At 63.8% G+C, this 15,188-nt stretch carries 11 protein-coding genes and 2 pseudogenes; 3 read left to right on the top strand and 10 right to left on the bottom strand.

Annotated elements, in window-relative coordinates; translation table 11 throughout:
• Window positions 1-151: 151 nt before the first annotated feature.
• Together mcpA and AB5975_19425 are read right to left on the bottom strand one after the other, a co-directional pair.
• Complete coding sequence (gene mcpA / locus AB5975_19420) at window positions 152-2,038, bottom strand: methyl-accepting chemotaxis protein McpA (protein ID XDR18759.1); 1,887 nt, start codon at window positions 2,036-2,038, stop codon at window positions 152-154.
• Between the two features lie 142 nt (window positions 2,039-2,180).
• Window positions 2,181-3,059 carry a LysR family transcriptional regulator gene (locus AB5975_19425; GenBank protein ID XDR18760.1) on the bottom strand — a complete coding sequence of 293 codons (879 nt, stop codon included), beginning with the start codon at window positions 3,057-3,059 and terminating at the stop codon, window positions 2,181-2,183.
• Window positions 3,060-3,160: 101 nt separating this feature from the next.
• Between AB5975_19425 and AB5975_19430 the strand changes: the two genes are divergently transcribed.
• Complete coding sequence (locus AB5975_19430; protein XDR18761.1) at window positions 3,161-3,589, top strand: PACE efflux transporter; 429 nt, start codon at window positions 3,161-3,163, stop codon at window positions 3,587-3,589.
• Window positions 3,590-3,625: 36 nt separating this feature from the next.
• On the opposite strand, the gene AB5975_19435 is transcribed toward AB5975_19430, so the two are convergent.
• The 5 genes from AB5975_19435 to AB5975_19455 all read right to left on the bottom strand — a co-directional run bounded on the left by AB5975_19435 (window position 3,626) and on the right by AB5975_19455 (window position 8,094).
• Window positions 3,626-4,684, bottom strand: coding sequence for a hypothetical protein (locus AB5975_19435; GenBank protein XDR18762.1), 1,059 nt, complete (start codon window positions 4,682-4,684; stop codon window positions 3,626-3,628).
• Window positions 4,685-4,804: 120 nt separating this feature from the next.
• Window positions 4,805-5,473 (bottom strand): GntR family transcriptional regulator, encoded by a 669-nt coding sequence (locus tag AB5975_19440; GenBank protein ID XDR18763.1) that lies wholly within the window; start codon window positions 5,471-5,473, stop codon window positions 4,805-4,807.
• A gap of 16 nt (window positions 5,474-5,489) precedes the next feature.
• Window positions 5,490-6,194 (bottom strand): FadR/GntR family transcriptional regulator, encoded by a 705-nt coding sequence (locus tag AB5975_19445; protein ID XDR18764.1) that lies wholly within the window; start codon window positions 6,192-6,194, stop codon window positions 5,490-5,492.
• 44 nt (window positions 6,195-6,238) lie between these two features.
• A complete protein-coding gene (locus tag AB5975_19450; GenBank protein ID XDR18765.1) occupies window positions 6,239-7,552 on the bottom strand; it encodes a C4-dicarboxylate transporter DctA in 1,314 nt (437 codons plus the stop codon).
• A gap of 227 nt (window positions 7,553-7,779) precedes the next feature.
• A complete protein-coding gene (locus tag AB5975_19455; GenBank protein ID XDR18766.1) occupies window positions 7,780-8,094 on the bottom strand; it encodes a helix-turn-helix domain-containing protein in 315 nt (104 codons plus the stop codon).
• A 266-nt stretch (window positions 8,095-8,360) separates the two neighbouring features.
• Here AB5975_19455 and AB5975_19460 point away from each other — a divergent pair, with 266 nt between their 5' ends.
• Window positions 8,361-9,926, top strand: coding sequence for a PAS domain-containing methyl-accepting chemotaxis protein (locus tag AB5975_19460; GenBank protein XDR18767.1), 1,566 nt, complete (start codon window positions 8,361-8,363; stop codon window positions 9,924-9,926).
• Between the two features lie 13 nt (window positions 9,927-9,939).
• Window positions 9,940-11,632, top strand: a pseudogene (locus AB5975_19465) (putative bifunctional diguanylate cyclase/phosphodiesterase).
• Window positions 11,633-11,639: 7 nt separating this feature from the next.
• On the opposite strand, the gene AB5975_19470 reads toward AB5975_19465, so the two are convergent.
• The 3 genes and pseudogenes from AB5975_19470 to AB5975_19480 all read right to left on the bottom strand — a co-directional run bounded on the left by AB5975_19470 (window position 11,640) and on the right by AB5975_19480 (window position 15,167).
• Complete coding sequence (locus tag AB5975_19470) at window positions 11,640-12,110, bottom strand: Lrp/AsnC family transcriptional regulator (protein XDR18768.1); 471 nt, start codon at window positions 12,108-12,110, stop codon at window positions 11,640-11,642.
• A gap of 79 nt (window positions 12,111-12,189) precedes the next feature.
• Entirely contained in the window at window positions 12,190-13,254 is a 1,065-nt protein-coding gene (locus tag AB5975_19475; protein XDR18769.1) for an ornithine cyclodeaminase, read from the bottom strand.
• A gap of 165 nt (window positions 13,255-13,419) precedes the next feature.
• Window positions 13,420-15,167 (bottom strand): annotated as a pseudogene (locus AB5975_19480) (sigma-54-dependent Fis family transcriptional regulator).
• Between the last annotated feature and the right edge of the window lie 21 nt (window positions 15,168-15,188).

Genomic DNA, 15,188 nt, shown 5'->3' on the forward strand with positions numbered 1-15,188 from the left:
TTGCTGCTGACGCGATCCCCTGTAGTAGCAGCCTTATGTCGCGAAAGGGGCGCGTTGCGGCCCCGGATTTTCAGCTAAGCCGCAGAAATTGCCGGGGCCGCTCTGCGGCCCTTTCGCGACACAAGGCCGCTCCTACAGGGTGTGTTCCGATTTAGATCCTGAAGCTGCCTACCAGCTGTTTCAAGCGCCCGGCCTGCTGGGCCAGCTGATCGCAATGGCGCAGGGTGTCGTTGAGGTTCTCCACACCTTGCTGGTTCAGGGCGTTGATCTGGGTAATGTCCAGGTTAAGGCTCTCGACCACGGCGGTCTGCTCTTCGGTAGCCGTGGCCACCGACTGGTTCATGCCATCGATTTCGCCAATACGCTGGGTCACGCTGGCCAGGCGTTCGCCGGCCTGGTTGGCCACCTGCACGGTCTGCTCGCTGGAAACCTGGCTGGTGTTCATGGTGTGCACCGCTTCGCGCGAGCCCACCTGCAGGCTGGTGATCATGCGGTGGATTTCTTCCGCCGATTCCTGGGTCCGGTGCGCCAGGTTACGCACTTCGTCGGCCACCACGGCAAAACCACGGCCGGCTTCACCGGCACGGGCCGCTTCGATGGCGGCGTTCAGCGCCAGCAGGTTGGTCTGCTGCGAGATGCCCTTGATCACGTCGAGTATCTTGCCGATTTCGTCGGTGCTGGCGTTGAGCGTTTCGATCTGCGCGCACGACTCGCTGATGCGCTGCGACAGGGCCGTCATGGCGCTGATGGCTTCTTCAACCACTTCACGGCCACCGTGCGCCTGTTCGCTGGCACCGCTGGCATGTTGCGAAGCATCGGCGGCATTGCGGGCGATTTCCTGGGTGGCTGCGCCCAGTTCGTTGATGGCCGCAGCCACACTGTTGGTGCGCATGCTCTGTTCTTCAGAGCCGCTGATAGACGCATTGGACGCACTGACCACTTTCTCCGACAGGTCATGCACCAGGCGGGTGGCCGAGGACACTTCGCTGATCGAGGCATGGATACGCTCGACAAAGCGGTTGAACGAGGTGGCCAGTTCGCCGAACTCATCCTTGTTCTGCACGGCCAGGCGGCGGGTAAGGTCACCTTCGCCTTCGGCGATGTCACGCATGGCGCGGCCCATGGTGGTCAGCGGGCTCATCAGCACAGGGATCAGCAGGCCGAGCAGGCCGGCAATGGCGGCCACGGCAATCAGCATGGCAATGATCGCCGAGGTGCGGAACTGGCTGAGCGCGGCGTAGGCTTTGTCCTTGTCGATGGACAGGCCGATGTACCACTGCGCCGACGGCAGGCCGTTCACCGGGGCGAACGAAATGATGCGGTCCTGGCCGTTGAGGGTGACATCCTGCATGCCGGCGGCAACCCGCAGGTTGCTGCCTGGGTAGATGTCCTTGAGGTTCTTCATCACCTGGTCTTTGTTGGGGCTGACGATCACCTGGCCGTTGGCGTCGGCCAGGAAGGCGTGACCGATGCCACCGAAGTCGACCGAGTTGATGATTTCTACCAGGGTATCGAGGGTCACGTCACCGCCGACCACGCCGATCAGTTCGCCATTGCTCTTGCTCTTCACCGGGGTGGCGATGGTTACCATCAGGCCACCGACCGCACCCTGGTATGGGGCGGTCAGCACGGTTTGCCCGGCGCTGGCGGCGGCGCCATACCAGGGGCGCTGGCGCGGGTCGTAACCGGCGGGCATCTGGGTATCCGGGCGCTGGGTGAATACGCCGTTGGCCTGGCCCAGGTAGGTGAACAGGAAATTACGCGTGTAGGACGGCTGCTCGATCAGCCCGGCCAGGGTGTCGCCGGCGCCTTGCTGGCCGATGTCCTGGGCCAGGTTTTCCAGCACCAGGATGCGCCCGCTCATCCAGTTCTGCACGCTGCTGGCAGTCAGTGCACCGGACTGCTGTACCGAGGCTTCGATGTTCTGGCGGATGGTGTTGCGTTGCAGGTAGTCGTTGTAAAGCGTGAACAGGGCAAATGCCAGGACCACGACGCCGCAGGCGCTGAGCAGGATCTTGTGGCGAAATTTCAGGTTCATGTTTCGAGACCTTGAGCCAATGAGGGGAGGGCGCAGCGCGCTCATGACGCACTGCGGGGCCTATCGACCGAGATATCGGCTCAAGGGGTAAAAGATTGAAGCGCTTACAGAAATTTCTTACGGTCGTTTCGACAGACGGCAGTCACTGCTCAGCCAACTGTTCGATCAGCAGCCGTGCGGCCTGCTGCAGCGGCTGTTGTTTGCGCCACAGGATATGCACCGGCAACTGCAATTCGTTGCGGGTATTGCGAAAATCCAGGCGTACCAGGCGCCCGCTGGCCAGCAGCGGCGCGACCCGCGACAGCGGCAAGTCGCCCCAGCCCAGGCCGGTTTCCACCATCTGCAAAGCCAGGTCGAAGCTGTCGGTGAACCAGTGGGTGGCGCCGATCAGCGGGCGAGGGTCAGCCAGTGGCAGGTCGCGGCTGCGCACCAGAATCTGACGCACTTGGGTCAGGTCCTCAAGGTAGTGGATACGCCCCTCACGCAAGGCCGGGTGGGCCGGTGACAGCGTAGCCACCAGCGTCTCCATGCCGATGTGCTGGAAGCCGCGCCGGGCATCGACCTGCAGGCCGGCAAAGGCCACGCAGAGGTCGGCGCGGCCGCTGTCCAGCAACTGCAGGGCTTCCTCCTGCGGGGCGCTCAGCAGGGCGATGTCCAGCAGAGGGTGGCGCTCGCCGAGGTTGGCGATGGCCGCCAGCAACGGGCGGTGATCGATGTCGGGTGCCACCGCCAGCGTCAGGCTGCTCTCCAGCCCCTGGGAAAGCTCCAGGGCATGCACCTGAAGCAGCCCCAATTGCTCGGCAATCAGCCTGGCGTGTGGCTCCAGGGCCAAAGCTTGTGCAGTTGGACGAACTTCACGCGGGCCGCGTTCGAATAGGTTGTAGCCAAGTTCCGCCTCAAGGTTGCCGATGGCCATGCTCACGGCCGACGGCACGCGTTTGAGCGCGCGCGCAGCGGCGGAAAAGGAACCGCGGTCGAGCACGGCAAGAAACAGCTGGATGTTGTCGCTGGAAAAATTCATGGCAGCCTCCTGTCAGTAGATCTGACAGCTGCTTACTTTTGCTGTCAAGTGCATTGAAGCATGATCGCCCCCATCGCTTTTCTCATTGGAGGTAATCCCGCGTGCAGGGACTGAAACGCAAACTGGTCTACGTGACGTTCTATGAACTCATCGGGCTGTGCATGTCGACCCTAGGGCTGGCTTACCTGTCGGACACGCAGGCGTCGCACACCGGGCCGCTGGCGGTGATGATCACCACCATCGCCATGCTCTGGAACCTGGTCTACAACAGCCTGTTCGAGTATTGGGAGAGCCGCCAGGCCAAGCGTGGTCGCAGCGTGGTGCGGCGGGTGGCGCATGCCATCGGCTTCCAGTTGACCCTGGTGGTGTACCTGATCCCGCTGATTGCCTGGTGGCTGGACATGACGTTGCTGGAAGCGCTGCTGGTGGACATGGCGTTCATCATTCTGGTGCCGTGCTACACCTTTGCCTATAACTGGGCGTTTGATCGGGTGTTTGGGTTGCCCAACTCGGCCATGGCTACAGCTTGATCTAGCGGGTACTGGCCTCTACACGGCACAAGGCTGCTACGGCGGCAGGCGAATGATCAATGGCGCCTGCTGTTGTTTCACCTGCTGCACCGGTTGTTCCACCGGTCGCGGCGCACTGGCCAGCAAGCTGTCCTCAACCTGCCCCGACAGGTAGTACACCCCCGCCATGGCCCCGCTCTGGCGGTTCTCCATCAACTCCTGCCACTCCTGGTTCAACGCCACGTTGAGGATCACCCGCAGCTGCTCGACCATCTGTGGTTGTTCACGGTCATGGGTCATCATCCCGTAACCGGCCGCTGCAATCGAAATCATCGCCCCTGCCACCTTGCCCACTGCCGATGCCACGGCACTGGCAATACCGCGTGGGGCCAGGGTGGCGCCGAGTTTTTCGCTTGCCTGGGTGGCCACCGAGTTCAGCCCGACATCGGTCTTGCCGGGGCCTTTGCTGGCTTGCTGATGCAAGTGCTGGCGCATGGCTTGCCATGCCGGTTGCTGGTCCAGCGACTTGGCCCGCAGCAGCTGATATAGGCTGGCATTGCGCGCATCCGGTGGCCCCAGGGCGATGACGGGAATACGGTTCAGGCGCTGGCTGAACTGCTCGGGCGGCGCGTTGTAGCGGCTGATGATGGCCGGCAGTTGCTGGCCGAGCAGTTGCAGGTACAGCTCGCAGGCCCGGTCGCGAATGCCCTCGGGGTTGATCTGCTCGGCCACCGGCTCGATCACCCGTGCGTGGTACTGCTCCTGCAGGTACAGCGCCAGGCGCTTTTCTGCCGGTTCCCGGCCCTCACCACTGTCGAGCTTGTACCAGGCCACCTTGAGGGTGAGCCACTGCTGGGTCCAGTAGCCAGTGAACCAGGGGATGAAGTCGCTTTCGGTACGTTGCTGTACCTGTTCTTTCCACACCCGCATGGAGCGCCGGGCATAGTCATTAGCCGAGCCGGCGGCGCCCACCGAGGCATCGATCAACTCCTGGTCGATGCGTTGCCAGGCAGCGGGGGTGAGTACTGCAGGTGGCGGCGGGGCAGGTGGGCGCTTGCTGGCACAACCGCCGAGGGCCAGCAGAAGGCACAGCAACAAAAGCATTCGAGAGCTCACGCGACCGCCTCCCTGGTAGAGGCTGGGGTGGTTCTCGCAGTATAGGGTGGGGTGCGAGCTGCTGCCGTGCAGCCCATCGCCAATCGCCTGCCCAACGCGCTCCCAAAGGAACCCGCGTAATCACTTCAGGACGAGCTTTTCTTCCAGGCGGTCGAGGTGTTTGTGCATCAGCCCCAAGGCCGCCTCGGCATCACCTTGCTCGACGGCATCGATGATTGCTGCATGTTCTTGCCACGCGCAGTGGTCACAGCACGGCGACTCGTAGCGGGCGATGATCAGCGAGGTCATCGGCACCAGCCCATTGAGAAAGCGTGCCAGTGGTGCGTTGGCCGCCACTTGCGCCAGTTTCAGGTGGAACTCGCCGCCCAGGCGGATCGCCGAACAGCGTTCACCACTTTCATGGTGCTGGCGCTCGCGCTCCACCAGTTGCCGCAGCTGGCGAACCTGCGCCGGCCGGGCGCGTTGCGCGGCCAGGGTAATCAGCGTGGTCTCGGCCAGGCGCCGGGCGCTGAGTACCTGGCGTGCCTGGTCTGGGTCGGGCGCGGCCAGGTGTGCGGTGTGGCTGGGGCGCTGCACCACCACTTGCTGGTCGGACAGGCGCCCGAGCACGCGGCGGATCACCGTGCGGCTGACACCAAAGGCATGGCCCAGGGCCTCCTCGGGCAGCAGGCTGCCGGGTGGCAGGCGCTGTTCCAGGATGGCATCGAACAGGCGCGGGTAGATCTGCTCGGCCGACAGGCGGGTTTCACCGGCCGCGAGCAGGGCAGGCAAGTGGTGGGCGGCGTTCATGGTCGCTCTCCTGAAGTCATGGATGCGGATGTTCGTCCGGGATATTCAGCGCAATACCCATGCGCAGCCCTTCGGCCACGATATGCTGACGCATCTGGGCACTGGCCTTTGCACTGCTGCGCTCGCGAATGGCGCGTACCACCGCTTCGTTCTCCTTCAGCCGCGCGGCCAGGTGCTCTGGCGAGTTGCGCAGCATGTCGGCGCTCTGCTTCAGGGCATTGCCGGTTTGCTGCACCACACTCTGGAAGATCGGGTTGGTGGTCAGGGCGAACAGCGCCTCATGGAAGGCGATGTAGGCCTTGACCCCGGCTTCGCTGTCATCGGCCTCCAGCGCTTCACGCATGTCCATCAGGGTCAGCCGCAGTTGGCCAATGTCCTGGCTGTTGGCCGATTGCGCCACCAGGCCGACGATGAAGGGTTCGAGGGTGTAGCGCAGTTCCAGCACGTCGGCCAGGCTGGCCGCGGCGCTGGTGTCCACGCCTGCTTCATGGCTAATGGCATCGGCATCCAGCACCAGCACGCCTTTGCCCGGCATTGAGCGCACAAGGCCCAGGGTTTCCAGCACGGTCACCGCTTCGCGCAGGCTCGGGCGGCTGATACCCAGTTGTTCGGCCAGCTCGCGCTGGCCTGGCAGCATGTCGCCGGTGCGCCATTGGCCGCGGGCCAGGGCCTGGCGCAGTTTTTCCACCACTGAGTTGACGACGGTCGATGAGCTGATCACGGTTCGCTCCTGCTAGGGCCGGCGTCTTCGCCGGCCACTTTCGGTCAAAATTCCTGTTGATGGTGTGTGTTGGGCTGTTTGCGCTGCGTGGGGTTAAAACCAAGTTTGCCATCGAGCACGTTCTGCGCGCGTTCCAGGTCAATGTCTTTTTCCCAGCGGGCGATGGCCACGGTAGCCACGCAGTTGCCGATCAGGTTGGTCAGCGCCCGGCCAATACCCATGAACCAGTCCACCGCCAGTACCAATACCAGCCCGACCACCGGAATGGCCGGTACGGCGGTCAGGGTGGCAGCGAGAATCACCAGCGCCGAGCCTGGGATGCCGTGAGCGCCTTTGGAAGTCACCAGCGACACCAGCAGGATGGTCAGCAGGTCGGTCATTTCCAGCGGTGTGCCGGTGGCGTTGGCGATGAACACGATGGCCAGGGTCAGGTAGATGGAGAAACCATCGAGGTTGAACGAGTAGCCGGTCGGAATCACCAGGCCGACCGTGGAACTGCCAATGCCCAGGTGCTCCAGCTTGCGCATGATTTGTGGCAGTACGGCGTCGGAAGAAGCGGTGCCGAGAACGATGGTCAGCTCCTCACGCAGGTACTTGATCAACGGCAGCAGTTTGAGGCCCGACAGGCGCATGACGGTGCCCAGCACGATCAGTACGAAGCCGGCGCAGGTCAGGTAGAACAGCGCGACCAGGCCGCCCAGGTGCTGCAGCGATTCCAGGCCGTATTTGCTGGTGGTGAAGGCAATGGCGCCGAACACGCCGATCGGCGCCAGGCGCACGATCATGCCCATGATGCGGAAGATTACATGGCTCAGTTCGTTGATCAGCCGCGAAATGCCGGCGGCCGAGTCACCCACCAGGTTCAGCGCGCTGCCGAACAGTACCGAGAACAACAGCACCTGGAGAATGTTGTTGTCGGCGAAGGCGCCGATCACCGAAGTGGGGATCAGGTCCATGAAGAACGCCGTGGCGCCGTGAATGTGCTGGCCGCGCTCGGCCAAGCCGTTGGCATCAGCGGTGGACAGCTGGTCCAGGTGAATGTTGGCACCGCTACCAATGCCACTGCTGAAGGCGAACACCAGGCCGATCACCAGCGCCAGGGTGGTCAGCACTTCGAAGTAGATCACCGATTTCAGGCCGATGCGCCCGACCTTTTTCAGGTCGCCCGCCCCCGAGATGCCGCTGACCACCACGCAGAACACGATCAGGCCGATGAGCATCTTGATCAGCTTGATGAAGCCGTCGCCAAGAGGTTTGAGTTGCAGGGAGAGGTCGGGGAAGCTCAGACCGCAGGCGATGCCGAGGGCAAGGCCGAGTACGACTTGCAGGAAAATCGAACGCGAGCACCATTTGAGCATGGGAGGAGTCTCTGATCGGTGTCCTTGCTTCGGTAGCCGCACGGGGCGAAAGAGCGCAGGACTTAATTATTGTGGTCTTACCGGTTTGTTCAGCGCGAAGCCATAAAAGCGCGAAAAAACCCTGAGTGCAAGGTTTTTTGGCCTTACCGGTCTGACCAGTTATGGGGCAATCCGGCCTGCCAGGCTCTAGTTCGGTGCGTACCGTAGAGGGGGGGCGCGTGAACAGGTCAGGGCTTGGCCAGTGCCTGCTCCACTGCTGCAATCAGCTTGCCAAGATCCTTGGGCGGGGCGTTGTGAATGACACCGAACAGGTAGGCGCGCTGCTCCTCTTCGTCGTCCGGTTCGGCGAAGAAGTCCTTGGGTTTTACACCCAGCACCTGAGCGAACTCCATCAGTGCATCAATGCTGGGGGTATAGGTGCTGGTTTCGAAGCGGCTGATGGTCTTGGGGTCGAAGCCGGTCCGTTCGGCCAGTTGTGCCTGGGTCAGGCCCGCCAGCTTGCGGTAGCGGCGCAGGGCGAAACCCAAAGCTGATCTCGTCATCACTTAATTCCCATTTAGAATCAAGAACTTAACGATATCTATCGGCATGGCGCAACGCCATGATTGATCACCTTTGTTTTATTTATGTGATGAATTTCGTAGAATTCACGGCTTGACTGGCCAGTCATCGTCAACTTCCTTGCTTCGGTCGGCCTCGTGCCCCAACGGCGGGAAGCGCATTTGCCAATTGGAGCGGATCGCCATGGATCGGTTCCGGCGGCTGTCGATGAGCTGGGTACCGGTTCGTCAGTGAATGGAGTCTCATCGTGCGCCTCAACTTGCCGGTAACCCCGGTCGAGCAACGTTTCCCCTCAGATCAGCGGCTGATTTCTGCTACCGATACCGCCAGCCTGATCACCTACTGCAACCCTGAATTCGCTGCCATCAGCGGCTATAGCGAGGCCGAACTGATCGGCAGCCCGCACAACCTGGTGCGCCACCCGGACATGCCGCCGGCGGTGTACGAGCTGATGTGGCGCTACCTGAAAGCCGGCAAGAGCTGGATGGGTATCGTCAAGAACCGCTGCCGTAACGGCGACTACTACTGGGTCAACGCCTACGTCACGCCCATCCTCGAAGGCGGGCGGGTAGTGGGCTACGAGTCGGTGCGGGTGTGCCCCACCCGCGAGCAGGTGGCCCGTGCCGAGGCTTTGTATGCGCGGCTGCGTAACGGTCAAGCGGCATTGTCGGCGCCGCGCCGGTTGAGCTTGCTGGCGCAGGCCCTGGCCTTGCCACTGGCCGGGGGAGTGCTGGCAGTTGGCGCCCATCAGCTGTGGCCTGGCCTGGTGGGGCAGGGGCTGACGGTGGGGCTGTTCGTGGCCTATGGCTTGTGGGTGCGCAACGCCCTTGGGCGACAGCTTCAGCAGGTTGTGCAGGGCGCGCAAGGCACGTTTGCCGACCCGGTCGCCGCCTTGACCTACAGCGACCTGCCGGGTGCCGCCGGGCAGTTGCAACTGATGCTGATCAGCGAAGAGGCACGCCTGAAAACCGCATTGACGCGGCTAAGTGACCTGGCCGGGCAAATGGCGGTAGCCGCCCACGATGCCGGGCAGTTGTCGCGCAGCACCGAGGTGGCCTTGCTCAAGCAGCGTGCCGAAACTGACCTGAGCGCCACGGCAATGAATCAGATGGCCGCCTCTATCGGCGAAGTGGCCAATCACGTCCAGTTGACCGCCGCCGAGGCACACACCGCACACCTGCTGGCCGAGCAGGGTAGCCAGGTGGCCGATGCCAGCGGCGCGGCCATTCGGACCCTGGCCAGCACCGTGACGCAGATCAACCAGGCGGTCAGCCACCTCGCTGGTCAGACCGGTGCCATCGCCGAGGCTGCTGGGATGATTCGCGGCATTGCTGAGCAGACCAACCTGCTGGCCCTCAACGCCGCCATCGAGGCGGCGCGTGCAGGCGAGCAGGGCCGCGGTTTTGCCGTGGTCGCCGATGAGGTGCGGGCATTGGCCGACAAGACTCGCCAGTCGACCCTGCACATTCAGGCGATTATCGATGCCCTGCGCAGTGGTGCCGAGGAGGCCGTGGCGATCGCCAGCCAAGGCATCGATGGCGCCGAGCAGGGCGTTGCCCAGGTACAGGAAGCCCGGCAGGCGCTGCACGGCATTCGTGACGCGGTGCAGCGCATCAGTGACATGAGCCAACAGATGGCCACCGCCTCGCAGCAGCAGTCGGCGGTGGCCGAAGACGTTTCGCGGCAGATCAACGGCGTAGCCGGTATTGCCCAGCACAGCGCCCACAGCGCCAACGCCGCCGCCTCGCGCGGCGCCGAACTGGAACAGGTGTGCGCCGGATTGCGCGCCCTGGTGGAGCGCTTCAACCGCTAAGGCAGGATGCTTTATGGATGACAACTATCGCGCGGCCGTGGACGCGGCCGCGATCTTTTCCGAAACCGACCTGCGTGGGAACATCACTTACGTCAACCAGCAGTTCTGCAGCATCTCGGGCTACAGCCGTGAGGAGCTGCTGGGCGCCAACCACCGCATCCTCAACTCGGGCCTGCACGAACCGGCGTTCTTCGTTGGCATGTGGCGTGCCCTGGCTGCCGGGCGGGTATGGAAGGGCGAGATCTGCAACCGGGCCAAGGACGGTTCGCTGTATTGGGTCGACAGCACCATGGTGCCATTGATCGACCCGCTGACCGGCCAGGTGCGCAAGTATGTGTCGATCCGCTTTGACGTCACCGAGAAACGCCAGCTGCTGCATACCCTGCAGTGGCGGGTGGGCCACGATGTGCTCACCGGCCTGCCCAACCGCGCCTACCTGTCCGACCTGCTGAATCAGGCCCTGGCCTACTCGCGCCGCGAAGACATTCCGCTGGCGGTGTGCATGCTCGACCTGGATGGGTTCAAGGCGGTCAATGACGGCTATGGGCATGCCGTGGGCGACTTGCTGCTGGTGGAAGTGGCGCAGCGCTTGAAGAGCATCCTGCGTGGTGGCGATGCCGTGGCCCGGCTTTCGGGCGACGAATTCGTGCTGATCCTGCGCGATGTCGATGATGAGCAGCAGTTGCATGCAGCTCTGCGGCGGGTGTTGCGGGCATTGGCGGCGCCCTGTGTGGTGCGTGAACACAGGCTTTCGCTCAGCGCCAGTATCGGCGTGACCCTGTACCCGCAGGATGACGAAGATGCCGACACCTTGGTGCGCCACGCCGACCAGGCCATGTATGTGGCCAAGCAGCGCGGGCGCAACCGCTATCACCTGTTCGACGTGTCGCAGGAGCAGGAGCTCAAGGCCACTCACCAGACTGTAGCGCGCGTGCGCCGGGCACTGCACAACAGTGAGCTGTGCCTTTACTACCAACCCAAGGTCAACCTGCGCAGCGGCCAGGTGCTGGGCTTCGAAGGGTTGTTGCGCTGGCAACGGCCAGGCCGTGGCGTGGTGCCGCCCGGCGACTTCCTGCCTTGGGTAGAGCAGACCGACCTGATCGTCGAAATCGGCGAGTGGGTGGTCGGCCAGGCGCTGAGTGAGCCAGCTGCAGGCCTGGCAGCGCCAAGGGCAGCCCTGGTCGTTGAGTGTGAATATCGCCGCACGGCATTTGCAGCGCAATGACTTCGCCGAGCGCCTGCAGCAGCTACTGGCAGCGTACCCGGAGGTGGACCCGGCGCGGCTGGACCTGGAAATCGTCGAGTCGGTTGCCATCGACAACCTGCAGCACGTCAGCCGCTGCCTGGACGCCTGCCGTGCACTGGGCGTGCGTTTCTCGCTGGACGATTTCGGCACCGGTTATTCGTCGTTGAGTTACCTGAAACGCTTGCCGACCCAGACGATCAAGATCGACCAGTCGTTCGTGCGTGACATCCTTCACGACCAGGATGACCTGGCGCTGACGGCGGCGGTGATCGGCCTGGCCCGGGCGTTTGGCCGCGAGGTGATTGCCGAGGGGCTGGAGAGTGTCGAGCACGGCCGGGTGCTGATGGGCCTGGGCTGTGAGCTGGCGCAGGGTTACTGCATTGCTCGGCCGATGCCGGTCAGTGAGGTGCAAGCCTGGGCACAGGCCTACCGGCAGCCGGAGCAATGGCGGGCCACGTGAACGCCCATTAGCGGGCCATGGTCTTGACCTCGGCCAGCACGGGGTGCGCCACCAGCTTGTCGATGTGCAAGGTGTCGTCGTTCATCCAGCGTTCGCTGAGCAGTCGGTAGTGTTCCATGTCGCGGCAGTGCAGGCGCAGGCTGTAGTCGAAGTGGCCACTGATCAGCTGGCATTCATGCACCTCCGGGCAGTTGTGCAAGGTGGCTTCGAAGGCCTTCTGTGCCGCGCGCCCGCTTTGGTTGGACAGGGCCGCCAGCACCAGCAGTGACACCCCGGGCGCCACTTTGTGCTGGTCGATGATTGCCCCATAGCCACGAATCACGCCACGTCGCTCCAGCTTGCGCACGCGCTCCAGGCAGGGGCGCGGGGTGAGGTGGACGAGGGTGGAGAGTTTTTCGAACGTGATACGACCGTCGTGGCGCAGGATGTCGATGATCGCTTCGTCGATGCGGTCGAGGGGGTGGGCATTGGTGTCCATGCGCGTGGGCTTCTTTCAGAAGTGGGCATGGACAGGTTAGGCGGTAAAGGGCGCTGCTGCACAGCAGCCCCCAGGTCTGTCAGGCGCATACGGAATCAGCCTTGGGCACCGCTCGCAACTCAACCTTGCGCGGCTGTAAAAGCGCATACAGATCCTTCGGATCCTCCAGCACCGGCACCAGCCCGATGTCCTTGCCGATACCCAGCGCCTGCGCCGTATCCAGCACATAACGCAGCGCCGAAAAATCCTCCAAGGCAAACCCGACCGAGTCGAACAGCGTCACCTGCTCGGCGTGCTCGCGGCCCTTGGCCTCACCCGCCACCACCCGCCAGAACTCGGTCACCGGCGAATCCGCCGGCATCTGCTGAATCTCGCCTTCAACCCGGCTTTGCGGCTCGTACTCGACAATCACCCGAGCCCGCTCGACTATTGCCCGGTGCAGTTCGGTCTTGCCTGGGCAGTCACCGCCCACGGCGTTCAGGTGCATGCCCGGCTCGATCATCTCGGGGGTGAGGATGGTGGCGTAGGCTTTGTCGGCGGTCACCGTGGTGACGATATCGGCACCGCGCACCGCATCGGCCACGGAGCGTGCGATGGTCAGCTTGAGGCCGGGGCGGTTGGCCAGGTTGGCGACCAGCTTGGCCGAGGCGGCGGGGTCGATGTCGAACAGGCGTATTTCGTCAATGCCCAGCAGGGTATTGAAGGCGATGGCCTGAAACTCGCTTTGCGAGCCATTGCCGATCAGCGCCATGCTGCGGCTGTCCTCTCGCGCCAGGTAGCGGGCGGCCAGGGCCGAGGTGGCCGCCGTGCGAATGGCCGTGGTCAGGGTCATCTCGCTGAGCAGCAACGGTGCGCCGGTATCGATGCTGGCCAGTGCGCCGAAGGCCATCACCGTGGGCAGGCCGTGGCGGGTGTTCTTCGGGTGGCCGTTGACGTACTTGAAGGCGTAGCGACTGGCATCGGCAACCGGCATCAGCTCGATCACCCCGTCCGCGCAATGGTTGGCAACCCGGGCGCATTTCTCGAAGGCGGGCCAGCGCAGGTAGTCCTGGCGGATGTATTCGGCCATTTCCAGCAGGCAGGTAGGCAGGCCTTTGCGGTTGACCAGGCGGGCCAGGTCTTGCACATCGATAAAGCGGGTCATGAGGGGTCTCCCTGCGGCGACGCTTCCAGAGTGGGCACTGGGTTCATTGTGCGGTGGGCAGGGAGGTAAAGCTGGCTGTAATGGGCCCTGGCGGCAGCGGCTACGGCTGATTTGGAGACACTGACAGCCGAAACGGCTGTGGGGAGCCTAAACCTGCCAATGGATTCAGTGCGCCCGCAAACGCTTGTACAGCGTAGTGCGGCTGATACCCAGCCCCCGCGCCACCGCCGACAGGTTGCCATTGGCTTGCTCGACCAGGGTCTGCAGGTCCGTCTCTTCGGTCGTCACCCGTACCGGTAGCTGCGACTCGGCCAGAAAGCCCGCAGGCAGGTGCTCGATGCCGACCGGTCCGTTGCCCGCCAGCGCCAGTGCCACCTGCAGCACACTCACCAGCTCGCGCAGGTTGCCTGGCCATGGGTGTTGATCGAGCAGGTCGATAATGGCCGGGGCAGCCGCGCAGGTTGCCCGGGGTCGCGGTAGCGGGCATGTAGCTGCTCAATCAACTGACGCCGGTCACTGCGCTCGCGCAGCGCAGGCAATACCACGGCCAGCCCGGCGATGCGGTAGTACAGGTCCTGGCGAAAGCGCCCGGCGCGCACTTCTTCGGCCAGGTCGCGGTTGCTCGCCGACACCACGCGGATATCTACCGCTACCGGCTCGCCGCTACCCAGTGGCTGGATAGTGCGTGACTGCAGCACACGCAGCAGGCGGGCTTGAGTGGGCAGTGGCATGTCGCCTATTTCGTCGAGAAACAGGATGCCGTGGTCGGCTTTTCGGATCAGCCCCAGGTTGCCCTTGTGGTGGGCGCCGGTGAACGCGCCTTTGTCGTAGCCAAACAGTTCCGACTCCACCAGTTCGGCTGGGATCGCCGCACAGTTGACGGCAATCAGCGGCTGATTGGCGCGGCTGCTGGCCCGGTGCAAGGTTTCGACGAACACTTCCTTGCCTACGCCGGTTTCACCCTGCACCAACACCGGGATGTCCTTTTCCAGCAACAGGCCGGCCTGTTGCAACGCTTTATCCAGGCGCGCCTCGCCACTGCCAGCCTCGCGGCGGCGTGTGGCTTCGCGCGCAGGGTGCCACTGGCAATGGAAGCGGTTGCGCCCCGTGGCCTGCAGGGCGAAGGGCTGTTGCTGGGGATGGCTGAGCAGCTGCTGCAGGGGCAACTGGAACAGTTGCTCGATGTTCTGTTGCAGCGGGTTGCCGCCGAGCAGGCTGTCGGCCCGGTGATTGGCAGCCATGACCTGCCCGCGCTCATCGAATACCAGCAGGCCGGCCCAGGGGCTGTCGAGGTTGTCAGAGGCGCTGTTGAAGATCAGCTGTGCATGCTGGTCGGCATGTTCGGCGAGGATCAGGCGGTTTTCCAGGCTTTGGCCCATCATGCGCACCAAGCCAAGCGTCTGGCTGGCCGGCAAGTAGCCGTCGCTCGCTACGTCGAGCACCCCGACCAGTTGTCGTGCGGCGTCGAACAGGGGGGCGGCGGCGCTGGACATGTAGCGGTTCTGCCGCAGGAAGTGCTCGTCCTGGCCGACGTGAATCGCCTCGGCGCAAATCAGTGCGGTGCCCAGGGCATTGGTGCCCACGCCACGCTCGTGCCAATGGGCGCCTGCGCTGAAGCCGTGCTGTTGGTGCGGTTCGATGAAGCGTCGCGAGCCCCAGCTGTCGAGCAGGCAGCCACCGGCATCGGCCAGCATCACCAGGTAGCTGGCATTGCCCAGCAGGTGCGCGTATTGCGGCAGCACTTCCTCGCGGGTCAGGCGTAGCAGCGCCTGGCGCCGCTCCAGCAGGGCGCTTAGCTCGGTACGGGTCAGGCAGTCGAAGTCCGGTGCGTGCTGTGGTTGCAGGCCGTGATCGCGGCAGCGGGCCCAGGACGCCTGGATCAGTTGGGTGTGGGTCGACGCGGATGCGGCCATGGGCCTGTCCTAAGTGGTTGT

This window comes from Pseudomonas putida (assembly GCA_041071465.1).
Taxonomy (GTDB): Bacteria; Pseudomonadota; Gammaproteobacteria; order Pseudomonadales; family Pseudomonadaceae; genus Aquipseudomonas; species Aquipseudomonas putida_P.

Excerpts from the sequence above, each read along its gene's own strand:
- AB5975_19475 (XDR18769.1), bottom strand. The coding sequence starts at position 13,254 with ATGACCCGCTTTATCGATGTGCAAGACCTGGCCCGCCTGGTCAACCGC.
- AB5975_19440 (XDR18763.1), bottom strand. The coding sequence starts at position 5,473 with ATGAACGCCGCCCACCACTTGCCTGCCCTGCTCGCGGCCGGTGAAACC.
- mcpA (XDR18759.1), bottom strand. The coding sequence starts at position 2,038 with ATGAACCTGAAATTTCGCCACAAGATCCTGCTCAGCGCCTGCGGCGTC.
- AB5975_19470 (XDR18768.1), bottom strand. The coding sequence starts at position 12,110 with ATGGACACCAATGCCCACCCCCTCGACCGCATCGACGAAGCGATCATC.
- AB5975_19450 (XDR18765.1), bottom strand. The coding sequence starts at position 7,552 with ATGCTCAAATGGTGCTCGCGTTCGATTTTCCTGCAAGTCGTACTCGGC.
- AB5975_19425 (XDR18760.1), bottom strand. The coding sequence starts at position 3,059 with ATGAATTTTTCCAGCGACAACATCCAGCTGTTTCTTGCCGTGCTCGAC.
- AB5975_19455 (XDR18766.1), bottom strand. The coding sequence starts at position 8,094 with ATGACGAGATCAGCTTTGGGTTTCGCCCTGCGCCGCTACCGCAAGCTG.